Genomic DNA, 23,282 nt, shown 5'->3' with positions numbered 1-23,282 from the left:
AAAATTGAAATGAATACAAATCAGAATAAAGCAGTAGAATTTGAAGATTTAGGAATCAAAGAATATCAGCCCGCCTGGGAATATCAGGAAAAACTGATGAAAGATATCATTGATACCAAAATAAAAAACCGCGATCTGCCTGCCGAAGAGCATATCACAACTCCCAACCATTTCCTTTTGGTGGAACATCCACACGTGTACACCTTAGGAAAAAGCGGACATGAAGAAAATATGCTTGCCGGAATCGACAAACTGAAAGAACTGGAAGCAACCTATGTAAAAACCAACCGTGGCGGAGATATTACCTATCACGGATATGGTCAGATTGTAGGATATCCTGTTCTGGATCTTGAAAACTTCTTTACAGATATTCATCTTTATATGAGAAACCTGGAAGAGGTGATCATCCGAACCATTGCTGAGTACGGCCTTAAAGGAGAGCGCTCTCAGGGAGAAACCGGGGTTTGGCTGGATGTAGGCAAACCTTATGCAAGAAAAATATGCGCAATGGGAGTAAAAGCTTCACGATGGGTAACTTTGCATGGCTTTGCTTTGAATGTGAATACCGATATGAGGTATTTCGAGTATATTATTCCTTGCGGGATTAAAGATAAGCAGGTAACCTCTTTAAAGAGAGAGCTTGAAAGAGATCTGACACCAGAGGAAATGGAAGACATTAAAACAAAGATCAGAAAACATTTTGCTGACGTTTTCCAGGCCGAATTGATCTACAAATAATATTTATATACATTCCCTATACATGAAAACAGATTGTATAGGGAAATTTTTATCTATTCGCCCTATTTTCAACTTTTTTACGGCTCATAGAAATAGAGTAATAACAGTAAACTCTTTTCCCTATTCCTTTGTGATATCAAAAACAAATAGGATATATCTTGATAAGCTTTTGTAAAAAAAACACAAGAAAGCAGAATACAAAAAATACTGATTTCAAATGTTGGAATTGGTCTTTTTTTTGAAAATTCCTTTTAAATATTGATTCCAACATCTCTGCTGATTATCAGTTCTGCAAGAATATCAAATTTTTATAAAAAAATATTTGCACATATTTCAAATTTTCATACTTTTATTATCACAAAATAGTGAACTATTATTCATGGTTCATTAAAAAACACCACAACCAACAAACTATGAGAATTATGAAAAAATTCATCTTATCCATGATGGTATCAATGACGATACTTTCATTCAATTCCTGCGCAGATTCAAATGCCAACCAGGATCAAAATCTAACCTCTAATGAGTCTTCACAAATTGTGATGAAAGATTTCGGAAGAACTGTTCCGGTAGGAATAGACAAAGAAAATGGAAAGTACAGAGTTTCATTTATGGTTTCGGCCCAGCCTTATGAAATTAAGGATACCGAAGAAAATGCAACCTATATTTCTATGATCAGACAGGCCGTGAAAGAAGAATCTCCGGTTCACATTTTCCTTAAAGGTAATACTCCTGAAATTGCAAAAGTTGAAAAAGCAACGGAAGAAGATACCCGCTATTTCAGATCTATATTTAATAAAGAAGAAAAAGGAGATGCTGCAAAACTTACGAGTGTTATTCCTAATCTGGCTACCTTAAACAGTCTATTTGCACAGATCAAAAGCCAGGCATGTGGAACTTCTACCGCTTCTTCTCCTTGTATTACCTTCAGATATCCTGTGGACGGATGCTATGCAAGAGCTCACAAAATGAGACAAATTCTTCTGAATGCCGGATACGATTGTGAAAAGCAGTTCGTGTACGGAAATCTTAGAGCTTCTACCGGAACATGCTGCGTATCATGGGTATACCATGTTGCTATATTGGTAAGTTTCAAAAACGCTTCCGGAATTGTTGAAAAAAGGATTATAGATCCTTCATTATTCTCAAGCGGACCGGTAACAGATGCCGCATGGAGAGCTGCTTGTACCAATACATCTTGTGGTTCAGCTTCTGTTTCTTCATTTGCCAATACTGCTGGAAATGTATATTACAGAAGCCCGTCAGGTTCTCTATTATATGATAACAACTATGTGAACACCAATTGTGTACTGACTACATTCTCAGGACTTTCAGGATGTTCACCTTCTCCTGCACCAAGTGTAGGACACTGTGGATTTTAATTCTTTTTCATATAGCACCTGCAGTTTCAAAGCATTGCAGGTGCTTTTTTAACAAACTCTTGATCTTATGAAAGCCTGGTCTTATTTTTTATTACTGTTTTTTATGATTGTATCCTGCTCCGGCAACTCCAATTCTCAAAACCTTACCTGGTATAATAATTCTGTTATTTCCAATATTGAAAAGGATGCCGAAAAACCTGAAGAGTTTGAACGTGTGTCTATTGGAATCAGTGCACAGGTTTTTTATATTTCAAAAAAATCCTCGGATTATACCACCATTCTGGAAAAAGCCCGTCAGAGTCTTCAAAAAAATAAAGCCTTTAATATTGGTATTGAGAAAAACACCAATATTATCAGGCAGATCAATGAAATCAAATGATTTGCTGAATACTTTTCTTATTATCTGATGACAGAAATTCCGGCATCTACCTTTATTTCTGCTCCATGAATATAAGAGGCCTCATCTGAAGCAAGGAATAACACTGCATTCGCAATCTCTGATGGCTCTCCCTGTCTTTTTAACGGTATGGTAGAAATGATGTCCTGAACTGCGTGTTCAATCTGTTCAGCAGACAGACCGGTATTATTAAAAATATTGGTTTTAATATGTCCAGGACTTATTCCATTCACCCGAATTCCCTTTTCTGTAAGTTCTAAAGCAAAAGTTTTGATGAAAGACTGCACTGCGGATTTCGCTGCTGAGTATACTGAAAAACTGTGCATGGCAATATCGGTAGCTATTGAAGTATTGAAAATAACAGAACTGCCTGTTTTCATAAGGGGCACTATTTGCTGAACAGTAAAGTAAGGTCCTTTTGCCAACAGATTGAAAAGTTCGTCGAAATGGTTTTCGTCTACATGTTCAATAGGAGCAAATCTTCCATAACCGGCATTTACAAAAAGAACATCAATTTGTTCTGCATGCTTTTTTACTTCTTCCTGTAAACGCATCAGATCTTTCATATTTCCTGCGTCTGATACAATTCCAGAGGCATTTTCTCCTAAATTACTCAAAGCATTTTTTACCGTAGTTTCACTTCTCCCTGTAATGATTACTTTTCCTCCTTCCTGTATAAATTGCTGTGCAGTGGCAAAGCCCATTCCGTTGGTTCCTCCGGTAATCAGAGCTATTTTGTTTTTAAATCTTTGCATTGTTTTAAGTTTAAATTTCGTTAGCAAAGATTGGAAATTCAACATTCCGAAAAAATCCGAATCTTGTGGAGTTTTCTATTGCTTTCCTAGCTTTACTACTTTACCCAAATTCATCAGAGAAGGAGTGCAGAAAGATATAATTCCTATGATAAAAATGGTGAAACCTAAAATGACAAAGACAGAACCTATCCCGATTAAATCTGCAATAAAGCCTGTACATACCAATCCAAGCATCGTAGGTAATACTTCTATACTGAAATACATGGCAAAAACACGCCCCAACATCCCGGAATGAACTTCTTCCTGTACGGTAGCGGTAAACCCTGAACTGTAAAATGAAGCTGCAATTCCTCCAACACCTGTTAGTATCACGAAAAACACAAATTTGTCTGAAGATAGTAATCCTGAACATAAAAAGGCAAGACCAATTAAAAGATGCGAAATATTGACAATAATAACCTTGCGTACCGAGGGCTTCCAAATTCCCAAGACAGCGCCTCCAAGCAATGCTCCAATTCCCCAGGTGCTTTCTATAACGCTCATCTCAAATTTTCCTCCGTGAAAGTTCTCTATGGTCATCAATGGAAATAGCACTGAAATCGGCATAATGCAAAATCCAGCAATAATAGAATATAGAAAAAGAAAGCTTAATCCTTTATTTCTGATGACTTCCATGAATCCAATTTTCATATCCTCTCCTATCATTTTAATGCTAGATGGACTCTTCTTTTCCGGCCGTGGTGAAGGAATATAAATAAAAAATAAAGAAAAGATAGCCAAGATTGCTCCTGCAATATCCAACAATAACACGTTTCCAATTGACAAAATACCGATCGCCAAAGCCCCAAGCGCAGGACCAGCAATATTTGATACGGATTTTATAATCTGGCTGATCCCTGCAATACGCAACAATTCGTCCTTTGGAACCAGTAACGGTATTGTAGCCTGCATTGCCGGCATATGAAACGCTGAACCTGCAGAACGCAATCCCAGTATGATATACACCAACTCAATATTTTCATATCCCATGTAAAAACTTACAGACATTACTAATGTACAAACCGCTACAAAACCATCTGCCAAAATCATTGTTTTTTTACGATCCCAACGATCCACATATACTCCGGCAAAAGGGCCTATCAAAGCCTGAGGTAACAAACCGGCAATAGCTGCAAAGACTAGAATCTCGGCTGAACCTGTCTTTAAACTCAACCAGATAATGATGGCAAAACCCACTGCCGAACTGCTTATCAAGGAAAAGAACTGGCCAATCCATAAGATCGTTATTCTTTTCTTCCATGAACTCATCATACTCATTTATTTGTTGCAAAGGTAAATCAAAAAACAATAAAACAACTAAAAAGTTGTTTAAATAATCAAAAGCTCGCAATAATATTTTTTAAAATTAAATTGCACACAATTTAAAAAGTTGTATATTTGCATTGTTATTATGACCATTAAAAATTTAAGATGGGTTTTTAATAATCACTAAGTAGTTTAATTTAAAAACAACAATAAAATGTCATTAATAGAAAATCTAAACTGGAGACATGCTGTAAAAGCTTATGATCCCACCAAAAAAATTTCACAAGAAGATCTGAATACAATTTTAGAGTCAGCAAGACTTGCCCCTACTTCATCCGGGCTTCAGCCTTTCCGTATTATTGTAGTGGAAAATCAGGAATTGAAAGAAAAAATGGTGGCAGGAGCTTTAAACCCTGAGGTGATGAGAGATTCTTCCCACGTACTTGTTTTTGCAGCATGGGACAGCTATTCTAATGAAAAAATTGACAAAGTTTACGATTATCATACCGATGTAAGAGAGCTTCCAAGAGGTCGTTTTGATAGTTATACGGATAAAATCAAAGAAATGTACGGAGCACAAACTCCTGAAGAACATTTTGCACATACTGCACGCCAGACTTATATTGCTTTGGGAATTGCCCTAGCACAAGCTGCGGAGCTTAAAATTGACAGTACTCCTGCGGAAGGATTCAGTAATCAGATTGTAGATGAAGTACTGGGATTAAAAGAATTAGGATTAAAAAGCGTAAGCCTTTTATACCTTGGATATCGTGATGAAGCCAATGACTGGCTATCTTCTATGAAAAAAGTCCGAGTTCCAATGGATGAATTTATCATAAAAAAGTAATACCTTCATCGAATCTTTCGTACCCAAACTTATGGAAAATCCAAAAACACCCAAATTAGAAAACCAGATCTGCTTTCCTTTATATGTGATTGCTAAAGAGATTACAGGGCTTTACCGTCCTTTTCTTGATGAGCTTGATCTTACCTACCCTCAGTATCTCGTCATGATGGTTCTTTGGGAAGGTGATGGACTTGCCGTAACGCATATTGGTGAAAAACTGTTTCTGGACAGCGGAACTTTAACCCCTCTTCTTAAAAGACTGGAGGCAAAAGGGCTGATCATAAGAAAAAGAAAAAAGGAAGACGAAAGAGTGGTTGAAGTATTTTTAGATGAAGCTGGTCAGCAGTTGCGTCAAAAGGCTTGTGAAATTCCTGGAAAAATTCACCAGAAAATTGATATACAGCCGGAAGAATTGTTGCAGCTTAAAGAAACAGTATTAAAAATCTTAAACAAAATAGAAAAATAAATGAAAACATTATATACAACTCAGGTTACTGCCCAAGGAGGTAGAAATGGTCATGTAAAAAGTGAAAACGGAGTTTTGGACCTTGAAGTAAGAATGCCAAAAGGATTAGGGGGCGCCAATGATGATTTTGCTAATCCTGAAATGCTTTTCGCAGCGGGATATTCTGCTTGTTTTGACAGTGCTTTGAACCGAGTAATCAGTTTATCTAAAGTAAAAACGGGAGAAACAACCGTTACGGCTCAGGTAAGCATTGGGCAACTTGAGAATGGAGGTTTTGGTTTGGCTGCGGAACTGGATGTCAATATTCCGGGAGTTTCTCTTGAAGAAGCACAGGCTTTAACTGAAAAAGCTCACCAGATCTGTCCTTACTCTAATGCGACCAGAAATAATATTGAGGTGAAACTTTCAGTAACCAATAACGATTAATCCAATTTTTTTAAGCATAGTTATAGCGAAGGGAGCTGTTTTTTTGGAAACAGCTCCTTTTTATTTCCTAACTACAGATGACACGGATGGACACAGATGATTGAGGATATTTTAAAAAGTTAATTTTTATATTTGTTCCCATCCCAATTAAAAGCAATCTAACCTTACATAATTACAATTTATAATGGAGATAATTACAGATATCATTTGCCAGGTTTATGCAGGACAGAAATCAAAAAGAGTTATCGATTTAGTCTTGGATACATTTATTCCCGGTTATGAAAAATTAGATCCAGATTACACCTATCCAGAGGGCAACAAGGATTATATTTTTAAAACAGAGTATGAAATGATCAATTATTTCATAGAAACACCTTCCATCAACCAAACATTTTACTGGAATAAGTATTATGATAATCCAAACAAAATAATGGTAGGGGCAAACATCACTGATGATGATCAACTTATTATCAGCCTAACCGTTAATGGAAATCTAGAAACTGAAAAAAAGTATTTCAGTTTGCTCAAAGAAGTTTTACAATCTGATATTGGAGTTGTTTCTTATATTAATCCTGCAGACTATAATGGAAAGGATTTTATTCTAAAATATAAATAGAATGTTTTTACCTTATCTTTTTGTCGAATCGCTTTTCTGGTAAGCATCTACTTTTCTGTAAGAATTATTTTTCTCTTTTCCTTTTTTATCGGAAATCAGGATACCGAAAAGATGATCAATTTCATGCTGAAAAATAACGGCTGTAAATCCTTCAACTATTTCTGAATATTTCTGGCCTTTCAGATCTACATATTCCAACTGAATGACTTTGCTTCTGTAGAACTGATCTCTGAAATCCGGGATAGAAAGATCGCCTTCCGGACCAAGATTCTGCAAATCTGATCTCCAAACAATGACCGGATTAATAAAATATTCCAAGGGAAGCCCTTCTTTGTCAAAACGCTGTACCCAGATAATTTTTCGGTTGATTCCTACCTGAGGAGCTGCGATTCCTACTCCACCATCTGTTGATAGAAGTGATTCTTTCATCCTTTTCACCAAAATGGCAGTATTGGAATCAAGTGGATCTATTTCTGAAGAAAGACTCAACAATGTCTTATGCTGATGAGCGTCTGTCGTCTGATAAATTGGCAATGCTGTATTGATATTTCCCTGATTGATAATACCAACCTCATTGGATGTCAGTTTCTGAGCATTGAGAAATGTAGCAAAAAGAATAATCAAAACGGATAATTTCTTCATATTGAATAGATATGATGCAAAGGTAAAGATTATGATATCAAATTCATTAATGACAGTAAGTTATTCTGCTTTGAAAAATGGTAGAACTTACTATATTAAAATAGGCTCGGGCCGGGCTAAAGCCCGGCCCGAGCCTGTTTTATACTTCATCTTTATAAATATCTGATGATCAAAACATTCAAATTAAAAAGTCTTCGTCATATCTGCTGGAATAATCAGATTAAAATCGGTTGGAATATAGTCTTTTGCCGGAATTTTTAATTCTAAATCTTCTGCTTCAAATACAGAGATTACAGCCATTTTCAGATTCGGATTTTTCTGTTTGATGTACCAGTAAATTCCTCCAAATTCTTTACTATGATAGTTTCCATTGTAATGAATGAAAGTTCTTCCTTGTTTAAAATTTTTAAGAATCGACTCCGCCATTGTTGCATCTTTTGTTGCCTGTGCAGAAATAAAGTTCATCACTTTTGTTCCTTCAGCGTGATCGCCCATCATTTTTTTCATCTCCGGATAGCCTGGTGTATCCAGAGTTACTTTAATGGGCAATTGAGCAATATATGTTTTTTCTTTATCGCTAAGTTTATTCAAAGATTCCAATCCTTCTTTTGAGGTCTGAGAAGCATATCTTCTCGGAATATTGGTTGCTACAAAACTCAGTTTTTTATCTTTCGCAAAATCTACGAGCGGCTTATAATCTGTTGGATAATTGTTCCATAAACGGGCAGAGTCTTTAAATGTTTTGGCATCAAATTTTCCGTTCAGATATTGATCCAACTGAGGCTGATTATCTCTTTCGAACATTTCTGCTCCTAAAATAAGCTGACCATTTTTCTTTTGATACAAAGCTTCGGTAATTTTAAGCTGCAGCCAATGATTAATAGAACTGTTATGGTTTTCACCAAAAAAGACAACATCATATTCAGCCAGTTCTTTCACCAGTTTATCGGTCTTAACTTCCTTTCCTTTTTTATCATAAAACTGGTATGCTTTAAAATCCTGTGCACTTAATGAACAGAAACCTGCCAGCAAAATCGCTATGAATATATTTTTCATTTTAATTATTTAGACACAAATTACATAAATATTTTGGCACTATTATCATTGCAACAGCCAATTCAAAATCTTTGATATCATCCTGTTACAATAAAAAAGACCGCTTTGAATTTTATAAACAAAACGGTCTTATTCAAATCATCTAATTATTATTGCTCTAATGCAGCAACAAGATCTTTCCACTCCTGAAGTTCAGGAATTCCCGGTTTTCTTTTCCCGAAGAACTGAACAATAAAGTCACCTTCTTTATTGAATACTTCAATAGCTGTAACTTCTCCGTCTTCAGTTGGTTTTTTAACGATCCATGCTTCTGCGATTTTCGTTACATCTAAATGCAGGTTAAAATCTGGGTCCATTACATTAAACCACTGTTGGTGCCAAAGCGTTTTTTTCACATTTCCTGTGTGAATCTGAATCATCCCTCTGTTTCCTACAAAAACCATGATGGGTGTATTTTTTTCAGAAGCATCTTCAAGGATGTTTACCACTTTTGCGTTATCGATTTTCTTAGTAAAGCCTTCCGGAGCCAGTCTTAATGCCTGTGTTCTGCTTACTCCGAATTTTCTTGTCATCATAAAGAAATCGTGGGTATCTTTTAGCTCAGTCCAAGCTTTTTTGAATCCTTCAACGTCAATTTCAGCATCTGCTTTTTCAGCCTGCTTTGGAGCTACAGCTTCAAAAGTAAGTACCTGGTTCTGGTCATCTGCTTTGAATTTTTCAACAATAGCATTGAAAGCTTCATTGTTGCTGTCTTTAGTCAGGTAAATTTTATGTAGAGCCAATCCATCTTTTCCGAAGAACTGCAGGCTTTTTTTGTCTCCTTCTACTACCGCAAAAGCAAATTTCCAGTGGTTAAGGAAAATTCTCAAGTCAATATCTTCTCCTACGAAAAGTTGTGCGTGAGGGCTGCTGAAGTCTCCATTCAGATATGTTCCTTTTCTTTCATGAACACATTCATCATTACGGGTAAGCGCCATTACTTTGCCTAATGTCTCAGCTTCAGTAAGGATACCTTGGAAATCCGGGTTCAGAACAGTTACTTCTTCACCTATGTTTGTTGCCAGCAATTCTGCTTCACTTACGCCTAATTGTTCTGCAGCATTTCTTATTCTTATATGTGGATTTTCTGCTTTCAGAGCTTCCCATTTTTCCTTTAAATCATTAACTAGTGTGCTCATTATTTTACTTTTTTATGGTTAAAACTGTATAAATTCTATGTATTGTTTCGTTTCCTGTTTTGCTTTTGATATTTTCCTCTTTTTCAGAAATTTTCATTCTTTTGAAATGAGTTTGGGAGATAAGCTCTTCCATTTCACTGTTATTATAGAGTGTAAAATCGTACTCCGTGAAAGGAAGTTTTTCCATGAAATCTCTTTGTCCGAAAGTGAGAACGAAAGTACCGTCATCTTTTAAAACTCTGTAAATTTCATTTAAAAATTCAACTGGTTTTTCCCAGAAATAGACGGTATTGACTGTAAATATTTTGTCGAATGTCTCGTCTTCAAAAGGAATTTCTGTACCATTATACAGAATAAAATCTGCCTGATTTTTGAATTCTTCATTCAGTTTTCTGGCTTCATTGTACATGGTTTCTGAAATGTCAATTCCTGTATATTTCAGGTTTTTAGCAAGGCTTATTATATTTTTAAGGTGTCCTGCATTGCCGTGTCCTATTTCAAGGATGCTTTCTTCATCTTCTATCAGTAAGGTTCTGATACTTTCCAGCGTCATCCCGATGTTGGTGGCATTCATCATTTCACCGATTTCAATGCCTTTTTCCCCCTGAGGATTGGCAAGGTTTTGAGCAAGGATTTTTAATTCTTCTTTTTCCATGGTTATCCAAAAATGATCATTGGGTTATTAGTAATAGGGTGTCCACAGATGGTGCAGGGAAAGTTATAGGCTTCGCTTATATTGTCTGCTGTAAAGACTTCCTGCGGGGTTCCATACGCGGAAACTCTACCGGATTTCATTAATAAAATTTTGTCTGCAAACTGTGCAGCAAGATTCAGATCGTGTAAAACGACAATTGCACTATTGGCTTTTTGGATAAATTTTCTGATAATTTCCAACGCTTTGTACTGGTGCTTGATATCCAGATTGTTCAAAGGTTCATCCAGAAAAACCAGCTTATGAGCAACATCATTTTCAAGCTGTGCCATTACTCTTGAAAGGTGTACACGTTGTTTTTCACCTCCTGAAAGGGTGTTGTATTCTCTTTCTTTAAGATGAAAAATATCTGTTTCGTACATCATATTATTCATGGCCTCAAGGTCTTCTTTTCCCGGCTGGGCATCGAAATAGGGATATCTTCCCATCATGACCACATCTTTTACTTCAAGTGGAATATCGTTGCTGTTGTGCTGAGAAAATTTGGCTTTATGCTTTGAGAGTTCTTTTACATCCCAGTCCTGAATGGGCTTATCTTTAAATAAAACATTCTGTTTTCCCGTCTTTACTTCATTGGCCAGAACACTCAAAAGGCTTGACTTTCCTGCACCGTTGGGACCTACAATCGCTAAAAATTCACCATATTCTAAAGAGACATCTACTCCATCCAGAATACGGAATTCTTTATGTTTATAATTAATCTGATGTGCTTTGATCATTACAGTGACTTTTTAAATTTAACCAGAATAGCAATAAAAATAGGGCCACCCATTAAAGCGGTCAGAATTCCGATCGGTAATTCTGAAGGTTCTACAATACTTCTACTGAATGTATCTGCCGTTAATAGCAAAATACTTCCACATACGGCTGATAAAGGCAGAATAAAGGTATAATTGGATTTGAATAAAAGTCTTAAAATATAAGGTACAATAAGACCTACAAAACCAATAGTTCCTGAAAATGCCACACAGCTTCCCACCATCAATGCTACAATGATAATGATCTGCTTCTTCAGTCTTTCTACATTAATTCCTAAATGCTGAGCATCTTTTTCACCCAACATCATGGCATTCAGAGCTTTTCCTTTTGGAAGCAGAATGATATAAGCAATCGCTAAAACAATGGCTAGAATGATATTCTTCGTCCATGTAGCGGCAGCAAGGCTTCCTAGGTTCCAGAAAGTTAAATCTCTAAGCTGTTCGTCTTTTGAAATATAGATCAGAAAACCTGTAATAGAGAAACCGATGGCGGTAATGGCAACTCCCGTAAGCAGCATCATTACAACGTTGGTTTTTCCTCCGGCAGTAGAAATTCTGTATACCAGCATCATTGATAGAAAGGATCCTATAAAAGCAGAAATTCCTACCAGTGAAAATTGTACCGCTTCAGGAAGATATTCTTTGAAATGTCCTCCTAAAACAATCGCAATTGCAGCTAATAGTGTTGCTCCTGATGTAAGTCCTATTAAATCTCCTGTTGCCAAAGGGTTCTTGAAAAGTCCCTGAAGACTTGTTCCTGAAACGGCCAACATACTTCCTATTAAGATAGCCATGATAATTCTGGCTGCCCGTACATCCCAAACTACATATTTATCACTTAATGATAATCCGGAATCTCCCTGTATTACTTTTCCTAAAACTTCAAATGCAGATTTACCACCGAAATCGTAAACACCTGTATTAATAGACCATACTGCTATAAAGGCAAGCAGTATGGTACTTATTGTCATGTAAAAGTATAATTTACTTTGTGCTTTCAACTAATAATTTGTTTAATCCTACTGCTGCTTCTCCTAGTCTTGGTCCGAAACCTGATATTAAACCTCCGTCCATTGCGATGATTTTCTTATTCTTACCTGCATTGGTCTGGGAAACTCCCGGCATTTTAAGAGCGCCTTCGTTTCCACCAGCTCCCTGCAGACCAGATTCGAAGAAGAATAATACATCTGGGTTAGCTTTTACTACAGCTTCAGGGGTTAATGGTTTGAAATCTTCAAAATCATTTACTGCATTTTCTCCCCCTGCAAGGTTGATCAATGCTGCCATTGGCGTATTTTTACCAGAAACCATCAGCATATTTCCTCTGGCGTAGATGAATAATACTTTAGGTTTTTTAGCAATGGGCTGAATTTGCTTAAGATCAGCATCGATCTTATCATTCAGTTTTTGATAGTCTGTATTTCCGATCGCTTTTGCGACTTGTTCAATAAGCTTTTTGGTACCGTCTACAGTATATTCCTGCTTGAAAACATCTACTTTAATTCCTGAAGATTTAATTTTTCCCAATAGTTCAGGATTCAGATCTTTATCTGAAGCTAACACTAAAGTTGGGCTTACTGCCATGATAGGTTCTATTGTAATTGATCTTACATGTCCTAAGTTTTTGGCTGTAGATTTTAATGATTCAGGGTATGTGCTGGTAACATCTGTTCCTACGATTTCTTTTTCGTGGCCTAGAGCGCTTACAATTTCTGTAATACCTCCGTTTAATGTTACAATTTTATTGTTGCTTTTCGGAGCTTCAGAAGTTGCTTCCGTTGTATTTTCTTTCGTTGTTCCCTCTGTTTTTTTGCATGAGTATACTGCAATAAGAACAGAAGCTGCAAGGATGAATTTTTTCATGATATACTATTATTGATTTCTTAAATTGATATTAAAATAGAGGTTTATATTCAAACTGTGGGAATCCACGTTCACCTTTCTCACTCGTAAGTCGTGTAAATCTCAGTTTAAAGTAATATCCTTCCGGATCCTTAATCACATAGAAAACATTTCCTTTCACCTGATATCCATCCGGTCCAACTTCTCTCCAGTTTCCACCAATTACTCGCTGATCATTGTAAACAAACTTCGTTTTATCAACATCGGAAAGCTTAAAGTTAGTAAATGCTTCTGCTCCTGTTGTTGTTCCTGTTGCTTTCACTTCATAAGCTCCAGCTCCACCAAGGTTATTAACCATTGTAAAGTCTGCATAGATATAACTTCCTGCTCCTGCAATTGAATTAACAAATACTGAGAAACAAATATCCCAATTTTTCTTCTCCGGCTGTACAGTAACTGCTGTATTATTTTTCAAGCTATAGAAACTATAATTGTAAGCTGCATTTTTATTGATAACCACCTCTTTATGATTGGTAGCATTAAGTTCTGCATATTTTACTTTATAAGCATCTCCCTGTCTTACCACCTGTACTTTCATCCAACCTCTGGCATCACCTCCTGTAGTAACTGTACCTAAAGGAACTGATCCTGTAAAAATACCTTTACCCATATTGACCAAATAAATAGGATTATCAGCTTCATTTGCTTTAATTCCGTCTATTGCGGTGTAACCAGATGGAAAGTTTCCGGTAACATCATCTATATAAATGGTATTAGCCGGATTAAAGTTAGCTACCTGTACCTGATTCATTAAGGCAGTAACGTCTGATTCCTTCACCAAGTCTATGTTGGTTGCATTGGTAATTTTCCCCGCGCCCATTGCAATGGATGGATTCAGAATTACTTTAAATTCACTTCCTGAATAAAAACCAAGGTCCCAATCTGTTCTTTTCGTAACCATCTGAGTATTGGTTCCCAGATCGAACCACACCTGATTAGGCTGACTAGGTCCTCCTACAGCAGGATCAACTACATTACCATCTGTTTTAGGTATTGCTATGGGATCTTCATTATCATTGATGCAAGACTGAGCTATAAATGATACACCTATTAAAAGATAAATCAGTATTTTTTTCATTTTTTTAATTTTAGAAGTTATAACTTACTCTGGCAAAATAACTTCTGCCATAGAACAAATTAGAATTTGGATCTCCGGCACCGTGAGCCGTACCAGGTATTGTGGTATCATTCACCGATGATACATCAAAGATATTTTTAACCCCCGCGCTCACTTCAAGATGTCTGTTGAAGAAAGGCTGTGACACCACAAAATCCATCATATTAAAGTCTCCTCTTTTACCTACTTCATAATAAGGATTGGCAAGATCCGGAACGAGAACATAAACCTGTTGCGCTCCTACATATCTGTAGAATAATGAGAAGTTTGTATTGATTTTCGGCAAAGTATAGCTCCCTGCAATTTTTCCTTCAAAGGTGTAGAAGAAATCAGTAGGTGAAGTTATTGTTCCTGAAGATAATTCTTTTGAAATTCCATAATAAGAAGCATTGGCAGCTAAAGTAAACTGGTCTTTCTGAGCATTGAAATTGGCTTCCAATATATAGGATTTGAACTTATCTGTGTTGATATATTGATATTTTAAAGGCTGTAAATTAATAATTGATTCTTCAATTCTGTTTTTCACCTTCATATAAGTAAAGCTTGTTCCTACTTTTAGATTCCATCCTGAAGAGGTATTGATTTTTCTGTCTGCGTTTAATGAAGCGGTAAATCCTTCTTCCGGTTTTAAGTTTTCATTTCCACGGATATCATGATTGCTGTCTACAAAATAAGTATACAATTCGTCAAAATTGGGAAATCTATTGGCACTTCCTACCACCAAACGGATATTAGTGGATTCATTCGCTTTTCCTCTTACCGTTAAGGAATAGTTATGCTGTGTATCAAATTTATCACTTACTGCAAGACGGTATCCCGGACGAACGGATAACCATTTCGTAGCATTCCATTCTGCAGAAATGAAATTGGCATAGTTAAATATTTTTCTTTTAACATTGTTTCCGGCAAAGCTTCCTGCAATAGATCCTGCATAGCCCGATGTATGATCTAACTCATATCCTAACTGGAAATCAATTTTATCATTATTCAGGAAATTACTGAAAACGCCTCTTGAATAGATAACATCTGCTTTATTATACGACTGGTACTCGTTTTTATCACCTCTTACCTGACGGTTGGGAATATCATACGTGAAATCTCTGTATTTTCTATCCTGGGTCTGGTAGGAAAAATCTCCGGTATAGTTGATAGATCCCAGTTTTGTCTGTATATTAAGCTGGTTCAAATATCTTCTGGTAAGATAATCACGGTCTGTGGAAACATACGTTCTATTTCCCTCTCCTAAATACAATTCCCCAACAATAGGGCTGTATAAATTAAGTTTTTCATCTACAAAACCAAACTTATAGAAAATAGACGTTTTATTTTTGGAGTATCTTACAATACCATCCACATTCAAAACATCTTTAGGCTGCCATAGATATCCTCTTTTTTTGTCCTGTCCAAAATATTTATATCCTTCCTGAGTTCCTTTGAATCCCTGAAAGTCGTTATGGTTAATATTAGCTCCTACATACCAGTGCTCATCAATATTATACCCTATGTTTAATGTTTGTATGTGCCTTCCTTCTCCTTTTTTATATAAATTATACTCTTTTCCTACGGTTTCTTCCTGTACAGAAGCATTCAGAGTCAGTTTTTTATTACTGTTTTTCTTTGTTATAATATTAATAACCCCTGCTACCGCGTTGCTACCATAATCTACTCCCATAGATCCTCTTACGATTTCAATACGGTCAACATTATTGATATTAAGTTTGGTAAGGTCTATATTATTTCCTAAACCAATATCTCCAACTACTGGAATATTATCGATAAGAATTTTAGTATACTCTCCACCAAGCCCCAAAAGACTTGCTGTTGAATTTCCCGAATTACGGTCTGAAGTGATAAGAACATTTAAACTTTGATTCAGAACGTCGGCTACATTGGTAGCAGCCATCCTTTTAATTTGTTCTGCATCAATAACTTCAACTTTATAGATCGATTTATTTATAGATTGTTGAGTATATTGTCCGGTTACGACAACTTCTTCTATTTTCTTCTGATTAAGAGAATCTTTTTCTTGTGCATTCATCCAAAAGGCAATGGATAATGATAGAACGGAAAGCACCTTCTTCTTCATAGAGTAAAAATTTTGGCAAATATAATGCTTTATTTAGAATAGTTAAAAATTAATACTTATTTTTGTGGAATAATTCTAAATAAAAATAACGTCATGAGATTAAAACTACTTTTAGGAACATTAATGTTTACGGCTTTCACAGCAAATGCACAAGTATCGTCTATAAACGAAAATTTTAATTCATTTACTACAGGAACAGGTTCATTGCCTCAAAATGGATGGAGTACAGTAATTCCGGCCTCATCCAATCCAAGCAACCCGAGCTGGGTACCGATGCTTACTGTTGAGCCGGCAGCTGGAAATAATTTCGTTCAAGCTTACTCGTTCTTTGCAGGAAGTAAAGCTTTTTATCTGATCACTCCACAAATTGTTGCTCCAACCGGAACTCAGACTTTATCATTCAGTTCAGCACTTATCGGAGGAACTCCAGGAGGAACTGGGACTCTTGAAGTAGGTCTTGTAGCGAGCCCTACCGATATGTCTACCTTCACTCCTATTGGAACGGTTGTTAATCTTACTTCAAGTACAGATGCAACGACAACATTTAACGTACAACAATCTACCTATCAGTATATTGCATTCAAGTTTACAGCATCTACTGTTCACGTAGCATTGCGTCTGGATGATGTGGTATTAACTTCTGCTTCTACATTAGGGGTAACAGATAACGCTAAAAAGAAAGATAACGTTCAGTTTGCTGTTAATTCAGAAAATTCTGCATTAGAGTTTGTTTCAGCGAAGGCTCCAAAAAGCATTCAGATCTACTCTACTACAGGACAAAAAGCTACTGAAGGAAAAGTTAACGGACAAAGATTTGATATCAGTACGCTTCAAACAGGAGTATATTATGTTCTTATTGAAACAGCTGAAGGATCTGTTATACAATCTAAGTTTATTAAAAAGTAAAATTTATTAGACTATTATATGCCTTTATAGATCCGGCTGGAAAATTCCAGCCGGATCTTTTTATAGGGTAAATATAAAACTATTAAGGCTTGGATTTAAAGTATATATAAATCTTCATAGCTTAAAAAAGCTCTTTGTTTTCAGGCATACATCCATGTAGAAACTCAATCTTCTCTAAGAAACCAGATAAAAATCATGTTTTTATTTAGAATCATTAAAAATAATTATATACTTTTGTAGAATAATTCTAAATAAGGATTTAAAAAATAAAATATGAAAACAAAACTATTTTTGGCTTCGATGTTTGCTCTTACAGCTCAACAGACTGTTATAGCGCAAACTGATGCATTAGGGTATACACAAGTAAATATGACTATGGGAAGCGGATACCAAAACCGTGTATTTGTTAATCTGGCAGATGGTAACATGGTATCTCAGCCGGCCAATAGCTGGGATGTGGCTTTTTATAGAAATTCAAACTATGCTTTTGGATCAAGAATCAACGATGCAAAGGAGATTAAAGTGTATACAGCTTCATCCAATATTTCAGACTGGGATAATATCAGTATAAGTAATGAATCTTCGTGGGGAGCTCCTCTTTATAACCCAGATCAGACCACTGACTGGAGCCAGGGAGCCTTCGAACAGGGACCAATCACAGACCCTTTCCTACCTTCTACAGGATGGGGAGTGTACAATACTACCAGTCACCATATTGATGGAAAAGCTATTTTTGTTTTAAAATATCCTTCAGGAACGTATATTAAATTTGCTATTCAGGATGCCTTTGGAGGGTATACTTTCAAGTATTCAAAATGGAACGGAAGTTCATGGAGCGCTACTGAAACCCGCACTATTGCGAATGGAACAGACGATGCTTATTTCAACTATTTTTCTTTCGACACTGGAGCAAAAGTTCCTAATATGGAACCATCCAAAACAACATGGGATCTGATGTTTACAAAATACTTCACGTTCTATATGGGAATACAGATGTATCCACTTTCGGGAGCCATCCAAAGTCCTAATATCAAAGTGGCAAAAGTACAGCCTGAAACAAAAGAAACGGCAACTTATTCTGTTCCTGCCGACGCAAACTTTTCATCTGCTATCACTACGGTAGGACACTCATGGAAAGGTATCGGAAATGTGTATAGTGATGTTGTTTACTATATTAAAAAAGGCAATGATTATTACAGATTATATTTCACAACCAACGGAGGTGCGACTACAGGAGATATGTATTTCAAGTATAAAAAAATCACTGAAACCCTAGGCATTACCGAGGTTGGTAAAAAAGCATCTTTCGGAATTTACCCTAACCCTACCACAGCAGATAAAAAAGTAACTATTCTATTTGATGCTAAAGAAAAAGCAAGCAACAAAGGGAGTGTAGAAGTGTATGATCTTACCGGAAAACAAGTATACACTGCAGAATTATCGAATCAGGCAGGGTTCTACAAGCAGGATTTAAACCTGTCTCACCTTACCTCAGGGAATTACCTTGTAAAAATCACTTACGGAGGCAACTCGGAAACGAAAAAGCTCATCGTGAAATAAATATTTTTTTTAATACTTTCTATTTTTTCTAATAAAAAGGCGGTTTCAGATTATTGAAACCGCCTTTTATATATTCAGAATAATAAAGATTCACAATAACCGTTTCGAATCCTTATCCTATCATTTAAGATTATCCTAGTATATTTTAAATCCTTTATAAACTTCAATGGAACTTTCCATCATTTTGGAAGAATCTTTTCGGAAGTCCAAAAGGTGATCCTGACCGTTATGGAGGTTATGATGATCCACACTTTCCCACAACTCGATAAGGAAAAAAGTGCCTTTGTTATCTTTATCTTCAATAAGATCATACTGTAGGCAACCTTCTTCTTTTCTTGTTTCTTTCACCAGTTTCTGAAAAAGCTCTACTGCTTCCATCAGATAATTTTCATTAAACTTAAAAAGTGCAATGATATGTAAATTCATGTTCTAATATTTAGTAGTGTAAAAGTAAAATATTTTCAAAACCAAATATCTTTTTCATGCCTTTATTTTTTAATACTTGATGTATTTTTCAGTTAAAAACTGATTTATAAATAGTTATAGAACTCATCACAATAACCAATGTCCCAATAATCACAAACATCTTCTTCACCGGAAGTTTAGCAGTAAGCATTGCAGAAAAGGGAGCGGTAATGATTCCTCCAATCAAAAGTCCTAAAATAATATTCCAATGTTGAATTCCCAGGGTAAAGAAGAAGGTAACCGCAGCAGTAATAGTCAGGATAAACTTAGCGATAGTAGAACTTCCGACAGCAAATCTTGGCGTAAATGCATTTTTAATTAAAGTTCCGGTTACCAACGGTCCCCAGCCTCCTCCAGCAAATGAATCTATAAAACCTCCAATGACACCAAGTCGCGTAAGGTTGGTTTTCCTTTTCAATGCTTTACTCTGTTTTCCCTTAAAAGCATTGGAAAGTATCTGTATTCCAAGATACAGGGTGTAAAATGCAATTAAAGTTTTTGTGATTTTGGCATAATATTCTCCAAAATACGTAAGGGAAACAGCTCCGATTATAGCTCCAATTACTCCGGGAATTGCCAGTTTCTTTACTAAACTCTTACTTACATTTTTAAGTTTAATATGACTTATACTTCCGGCTGCTGTAGTAAAACTTTCTGCAGAATGAATACTTGCACTCACAATATGCGGAGGAATATTAAGCAGCATCAGCGTAGTAGTACAGATTACTCCGTATCCCATTCCCATAGATCCGGCCACAATTTCTGCAAATACCCCAACCAAAAGCATCCAGTAGAAAATATAATGATCCTTTGCCAGGATATTCAGAAGCTCATCAAGATACCCTAATTCATACATAGAGAAAACAGCAATCCCTAAAATTGCAGCAGTAATAAAAAGTACATTAAGCCTTACCTGAATCTTTCTTGAAATTACCATAAATAATCTATCGTTTCGGTGTATTTTTCTTCAGCTAAAATCAAACGACTTACCTCTGAAGCATTGCAAATATCTGATAAAATAATTATCCTACCAAAAAGATAGACTATTAATTCAAAAAAAAGGATCGGGTCAGTCGACCAGATCCATTAAAGTTTTTTTCTCTAAAATATTCAAAGAAGCGTCCCGGACTTCAATTAAAACATCATGCAGTCCACAGTGATCTTCATTACAATCTTCACATTTTTCATAAAAATTGAGACTTACGCAGGGAAGCATGGCTATAGGACCGTTTACAAGACGAATAATCTTAGCAAGTTTTACATTTTCAGGATTTTCTTTAAAAAAATATCCTCCTCCTTTCCCTTTTTTACTGTCAAGGATTTCCGCTTTTTTAAGTTCAAGCAGAATGTTTTCCAAAAACTTTAAAGGAATCTTTTTGTGTTCCGCAATTTCGGAAATAAGAACAGGCCCTTCATTTCTCTTTTCTACAAGATATGAAAGTGCCTTAAACGCATATTGAGATTTTTTTGAAAGCATTACAGCAAAAATAAGAAAATTGTTTAATATTTGAAAAAAGGAGTATTTGTTGGGAAATAAGGGTTCTAAAAATAGCTTTTTCAGTCTTCTTAGTTACTTAACGATTCCTCTATTTTGCCTTTTTCCTATTAAATCATTAAGTTTGTGCTATGTTCAGTAAACAAGAAGCACAACAGCTAAAAAAAGACTTTTGGACAGCTTTTGGGAAATCTTTTCCAAGGAAATGGATTCTCTATGATACCAAAGTCAAAGATATGGCATTCAAATTTTCGGTAGATAATAAAAAAGCAGAAGTTTCATTAGATATCGAAATGAAAGATGAAATCTTCAGAAATGCTTATTACGAAAAGATCTGGTCACTGGAAGATATTCTCAAAGATTTCATCGGAGAATTTCACAAAGAAGAGCATTTCAGTCTGGATAATGGCAAAGTAATTAGCAGAATATGGATAGAAAAACCTGGAGTTTCTGTATTTAATAAAAATACATGGCAGGAAATTTTTGAATTCTTCTATGATAAAATGAATGGCTTTGAAATGTTTTATTATGAATATGAAGATTTTATAAAAGACATTTAATATTCAGAAATGTACATTCAATTAAAAGATTTCAAAATTCTATTTACTCTAGATCCTGAATTGAAAATACTTCAGATCACAAAATTGAATAATACCTGCGTAAAGCAGAATCTCCATAAGTTCTACAACGGTAAACAAAGCTAACTTACAAAAAACAATACTACTCTGCCCTAAGCGGAGTAGTATTGATAAAAATCAAATATTTAAACAACTTATTTTCAAAACATTTCAACGCAAAACCCAATACTATTTTTGAATTGGGTTTTTCCCTCTTTGGCAAAAATGTATTTCTCTCTGTGATAAACGTTTCACTTTGTGATTATATAAACGACATCCCTATTGAACAAACCGCAGTAATCTTTCATTTTGCAAAACCGAAGAATGATTTGGATGTAAATTCTAATATTTCAGAACTATCCATTTGTGAATTTCTACATCCGACGGAATACTGAGTTTCTTTCGGAGTCTGTACTTTCTATGCTGAACGGCGCTTATGGTAACAAAATTATATTCCGCAATATCTTTGGTTGTAAAACCTAGAAAAATCATCACACACAGCTTGATTTCTGTAGTCAATAACTTAGGTTCCAAATGCTCTAATTTTCCATAATAATCCGGATAGACTTCTTTGAAACGGATTAACAGTTGAGGGCTGTTGCTCCTTGCAAGCGCAATAATTTCATCAAAAGAATCATTAACTTTTTGCTGAAGTTTCTGATTTTCTTCCTCTTTTATAGATATGATACCTTCCCTTTCTTCTATCATTTCTAAAGCTTTTTTTCTTTCTTTTCTATATGTTTTTAACGCAAAAAAGACAATAGTGATTAATACCAGAACAAAGAAAGCTATAAGTACTTTTTGAGTAGAAGAAAATTTTTGTCGGGTTATTTTTTCATTCTTAGCTATAATATCTTTGATAGCCATTTCGGAATTTTTAGATTGTAACAGTCTTATACTATCTTTAAATATGTTCCTCTTTTCAGAATAGAGAACTGCTTTTTCTAAATTTCCCATTTCCTTATAACAATGAAAAAGTCCTACTAAGGCCTCTTCCTGCAAAGGGGCTTCTTTTGTTTTACGTGCTAAAATTTCATTTTTCACATAAAAATCAATAGCTTTCCTAAATTCTTTTTTCTCTTCATAATATTTTGCCCATTGATTATAGAGAGCAGCTTTTGCAAAATCCGTATCCGCTTTCTTTTCAGATTTTTCCAAATAAAATCTTGCAGAATCGAGATTTTTAGAATATACATTATGATATCTGGCAAGCTCTGTCAGTATATAAGAAGTAGGCTTCACAGATAAAGCTTTCCGCAAATAAAAAATTTGTTTTCCCTTATTATTCAGATGCGAATACAAACCATATAAATTACTATAAATGAGATGTCTGTAAAAAATTCTCTCATCATTATTTTCTATTTTTCCAGCAAAAATTAAAGCTTTATCATATTGAAGGCAAGCATTATGATAGGACGATCCGAATTCTGAATAACATAAACCTGTTCCTAAATGGATACTTGTTCTGATCATATTATCCTGAAAATTGGAATTCTCGACTAATTTATCAGCGTAATTGAGAGATCTTAATGCTTCCTGATAGTCCCTAACATTGTATTGCATATTTCCCAATCTTGTATAGCCATAAATTTCACCTTTCAGATAATTTATTTCTTTTGAATCTTGAATAACCTGCCTGCTTACTATAATGATTTCTTCAAATTTCCGCTGTTCTCTCAACCGATAATACTCTTTGGTCATCAGAGAATCAATTTCTTTTGAAGAATATTGGGCAAACAGAAAACTTGGAAGAAATAAAAAGATAAAGATTTTCTGCATATTTATTTAAATAAAAACAAAATAGCCCAAATTAATCTTGTACTTCAAAACAATCAGATTGTTTTGAAGTACAAGAT

The 23,282-nt window shown here is 35.4% G+C and carries 25 protein-coding genes; 10 read left to right on the top strand and 15 right to left on the bottom strand.

Annotated elements, in window-relative coordinates; translation table 11 throughout:
* Positions 1–9: 9 nt before the first annotated feature.
* The 3 genes from lipB to ACL9RH_RS01515 all read left to right on the top strand — a co-directional run bounded on the left by lipB (position 10) and on the right by ACL9RH_RS01515 (position 2,499).
* Positions 10–738, top strand: a complete 729-nt coding sequence (gene lipB / locus ACL9RH_RS01525) for a lipoyl(octanoyl) transferase LipB (RefSeq protein ID WP_422691564.1) — start codon at positions 10–12, stop codon at positions 736–738.
* Positions 739–1,160: 422 nt separating this feature from the next.
* A complete protein-coding gene (locus ACL9RH_RS01520) occupies positions 1,161–2,120 on the top strand; it encodes a protein-glutamine glutaminase (RefSeq protein WP_422691563.1) in 960 nt (319 codons plus the stop codon).
* A gap of 67 nt (positions 2,121–2,187) precedes the next feature.
* Entirely contained in the window at positions 2,188–2,499 is a 312-nt protein-coding gene (locus tag ACL9RH_RS01515; protein WP_422691562.1) for a hypothetical protein, read from the top strand.
* Between the two features lie 20 nt (positions 2,500–2,519).
* Here ACL9RH_RS01515 and ACL9RH_RS01510 read toward each other — a convergent pair whose 3' ends face one another.
* Positions 2,520–3,272, bottom strand: coding sequence for an SDR family oxidoreductase (locus tag ACL9RH_RS01510; protein ID WP_422691561.1), 753 nt, complete (start codon positions 3,270–3,272; stop codon positions 2,520–2,522).
* A 75-nt stretch (positions 3,273–3,347) separates the two neighbouring features.
* The gene (locus ACL9RH_RS01505) at positions 3,348–4,583 is read right to left on the bottom strand and encodes an MFS transporter (protein WP_422691560.1); all 1,236 of its coding nucleotides are present in this window, start codon (positions 4,581–4,583) and stop codon (positions 3,348–3,350) included.
* A gap of 208 nt (positions 4,584–4,791) precedes the next feature.
* Between ACL9RH_RS01505 and ACL9RH_RS01500 the strand changes: the two genes are divergently transcribed.
* The 4 genes from ACL9RH_RS01500 (at position 4,792) to ACL9RH_RS01485 (ending at position 6,932) form a co-directional block, all read left to right on the top strand.
* Complete coding sequence (locus tag ACL9RH_RS01500) at positions 4,792–5,424, top strand: NAD(P)H-dependent oxidoreductase (RefSeq protein WP_422691559.1); 633 nt, start codon at positions 4,792–4,794, stop codon at positions 5,422–5,424.
* A 31-nt stretch (positions 5,425–5,455) separates the two neighbouring features.
* Entirely contained in the window at positions 5,456–5,890 is a 435-nt protein-coding gene (locus ACL9RH_RS01495; protein WP_422691558.1) for a MarR family winged helix-turn-helix transcriptional regulator, read from the top strand.
* On the top strand, positions 5,891–6,316 hold the full coding sequence (locus ACL9RH_RS01490) for an organic hydroperoxide resistance protein (protein WP_422691557.1): 426 nt from the start codon (positions 5,891–5,893) through the stop codon (positions 6,314–6,316).
* A gap of 184 nt (positions 6,317–6,500) precedes the next feature.
* Positions 6,501–6,932: a hypothetical protein gene (locus tag ACL9RH_RS01485; protein WP_422691556.1), complete on the top strand. Its 432-nt coding sequence runs from the start codon at positions 6,501–6,503 to the stop codon at positions 6,930–6,932.
* A gap of 12 nt (positions 6,933–6,944) precedes the next feature.
* Here ACL9RH_RS01485 and ACL9RH_RS01480 read toward each other — a convergent pair whose 3' ends face one another.
* From ACL9RH_RS01480 to ACL9RH_RS01440, 9 genes are all read right to left on the bottom strand, one after another.
* Positions 6,945–7,574 carry a peptide deformylase gene (locus tag ACL9RH_RS01480; protein ID WP_422691555.1) on the bottom strand — a complete coding sequence of 210 codons (630 nt, stop codon included), beginning with the start codon at positions 7,572–7,574 and terminating at the stop codon, positions 6,945–6,947.
* A 183-nt stretch (positions 7,575–7,757) separates the two neighbouring features.
* On the bottom strand, positions 7,758–8,630 hold the full coding sequence (locus ACL9RH_RS01475) for a ChaN family lipoprotein (protein ID WP_422691554.1): 873 nt from the start codon (positions 8,628–8,630) through the stop codon (positions 7,758–7,760).
* Between the two features lie 149 nt (positions 8,631–8,779).
* Positions 8,780–9,808, bottom strand: coding sequence for a hemin-degrading factor (locus tag ACL9RH_RS01470; protein ID WP_422691553.1), 1,029 nt, complete (start codon positions 9,806–9,808; stop codon positions 8,780–8,782).
* 4 nt (positions 9,809–9,812) lie between these two features.
* The gene (locus ACL9RH_RS01465) at positions 9,813–10,463 is read right to left on the bottom strand and encodes a class I SAM-dependent methyltransferase (protein ID WP_422691552.1); all 651 of its coding nucleotides are present in this window, start codon (positions 10,461–10,463) and stop codon (positions 9,813–9,815) included.
* 2 nt (positions 10,464–10,465) lie between these two features.
* A complete protein-coding gene (locus ACL9RH_RS01460) occupies positions 10,466–11,239 on the bottom strand; it encodes a heme ABC transporter ATP-binding protein (RefSeq protein WP_422691551.1) in 774 nt (257 codons plus the stop codon).
* Positions 11,239–12,279, bottom strand: a complete 1,041-nt coding sequence (locus ACL9RH_RS01455) for a FecCD family ABC transporter permease (protein ID WP_422691550.1) — start codon at positions 12,277–12,279, stop codon at positions 11,239–11,241. Before ACL9RH_RS01455 ends, ACL9RH_RS01460 begins: the two co-directional genes overlap by 1 nt.
* Entirely contained in the window at positions 12,263–13,141 is an 879-nt protein-coding gene (locus ACL9RH_RS01450) for a heme/hemin ABC transporter substrate-binding protein (RefSeq protein WP_422691549.1), read from the bottom strand. Before ACL9RH_RS01450 ends, ACL9RH_RS01455 begins: the two co-directional genes overlap by 17 nt.
* A gap of 31 nt (positions 13,142–13,172) precedes the next feature.
* On the bottom strand, positions 13,173–14,258 hold the full coding sequence (locus ACL9RH_RS01445) for an HmuY family protein (protein WP_422691548.1): 1,086 nt from the start codon (positions 14,256–14,258) through the stop codon (positions 13,173–13,175).
* 10 nt (positions 14,259–14,268) lie between these two features.
* Complete coding sequence (locus ACL9RH_RS01440) at positions 14,269–16,383, bottom strand: TonB-dependent receptor plug domain-containing protein (RefSeq protein ID WP_422691547.1); 2,115 nt, start codon at positions 16,381–16,383, stop codon at positions 14,269–14,271.
* A gap of 93 nt (positions 16,384–16,476) precedes the next feature.
* On the opposite strand from ACL9RH_RS01440, the gene ACL9RH_RS01435 reads away from it, so the two are divergent.
* Positions 16,477–17,289, top strand: a complete 813-nt coding sequence (locus tag ACL9RH_RS01435; protein WP_422691546.1) for a T9SS type A sorting domain-containing protein — start codon at positions 16,477–16,479, stop codon at positions 17,287–17,289.
* Positions 17,290–17,562: 273 nt separating this feature from the next.
* Positions 17,563–18,849 (top strand): T9SS type A sorting domain-containing protein, encoded by a 1,287-nt coding sequence (locus ACL9RH_RS01430; protein ID WP_422691545.1) that lies wholly within the window; start codon positions 17,563–17,565, stop codon positions 18,847–18,849.
* Between the two features lie 135 nt (positions 18,850–18,984).
* Here the strand turns inward: ACL9RH_RS01430 and ACL9RH_RS01425 are convergent, their stop codons facing one another.
* The 3 genes from ACL9RH_RS01425 to ACL9RH_RS01415 form a co-directional block, all read right to left on the bottom strand.
* Positions 18,985–19,275 carry a putative quinol monooxygenase gene (locus ACL9RH_RS01425; RefSeq protein WP_422691544.1) on the bottom strand — a complete coding sequence of 97 codons (291 nt, stop codon included), beginning with the start codon at positions 19,273–19,275 and terminating at the stop codon, positions 18,985–18,987.
* 88 nt (positions 19,276–19,363) lie between these two features.
* The gene (locus ACL9RH_RS01420; RefSeq protein WP_422691543.1) at positions 19,364–20,251 is read right to left on the bottom strand and encodes a sulfite exporter TauE/SafE family protein; all 888 of its coding nucleotides are present in this window, start codon (positions 20,249–20,251) and stop codon (positions 19,364–19,366) included.
* Positions 20,252–20,383: 132 nt separating this feature from the next.
* Positions 20,384–20,791: an RrF2 family transcriptional regulator gene (locus ACL9RH_RS01415; protein WP_422691542.1), complete on the bottom strand. Its 408-nt coding sequence runs from the start codon at positions 20,789–20,791 to the stop codon at positions 20,384–20,386.
* A gap of 149 nt (positions 20,792–20,940) precedes the next feature.
* Here ACL9RH_RS01415 and ACL9RH_RS01410 point away from each other — a divergent pair, with 149 nt between their 5' ends.
* Positions 20,941–21,369, top strand: coding sequence for a DUF4268 domain-containing protein (locus ACL9RH_RS01410; protein WP_422691541.1), 429 nt, complete (start codon positions 20,941–20,943; stop codon positions 21,367–21,369).
* Between the two features lie 399 nt (positions 21,370–21,768).
* Here ACL9RH_RS01410 and ACL9RH_RS01405 read toward each other — a convergent pair whose 3' ends face one another.
* Positions 21,769–23,205, bottom strand: a complete 1,437-nt coding sequence (locus ACL9RH_RS01405; protein WP_422691540.1) for a tetratricopeptide repeat protein — start codon at positions 23,203–23,205, stop codon at positions 21,769–21,771.
* Between the last annotated feature and the right edge of the window lie 77 nt (positions 23,206–23,282).

The sequence above is a fragment of the Chryseobacterium sp. Mn2064 genome (assembly GCF_049319685.1).
Lineage (GTDB): Bacteria > Bacteroidota > Bacteroidia > Flavobacteriales > Weeksellaceae > Chryseobacterium.
This window is presented reverse-complemented; position numbering and strand designations above follow the sequence as displayed.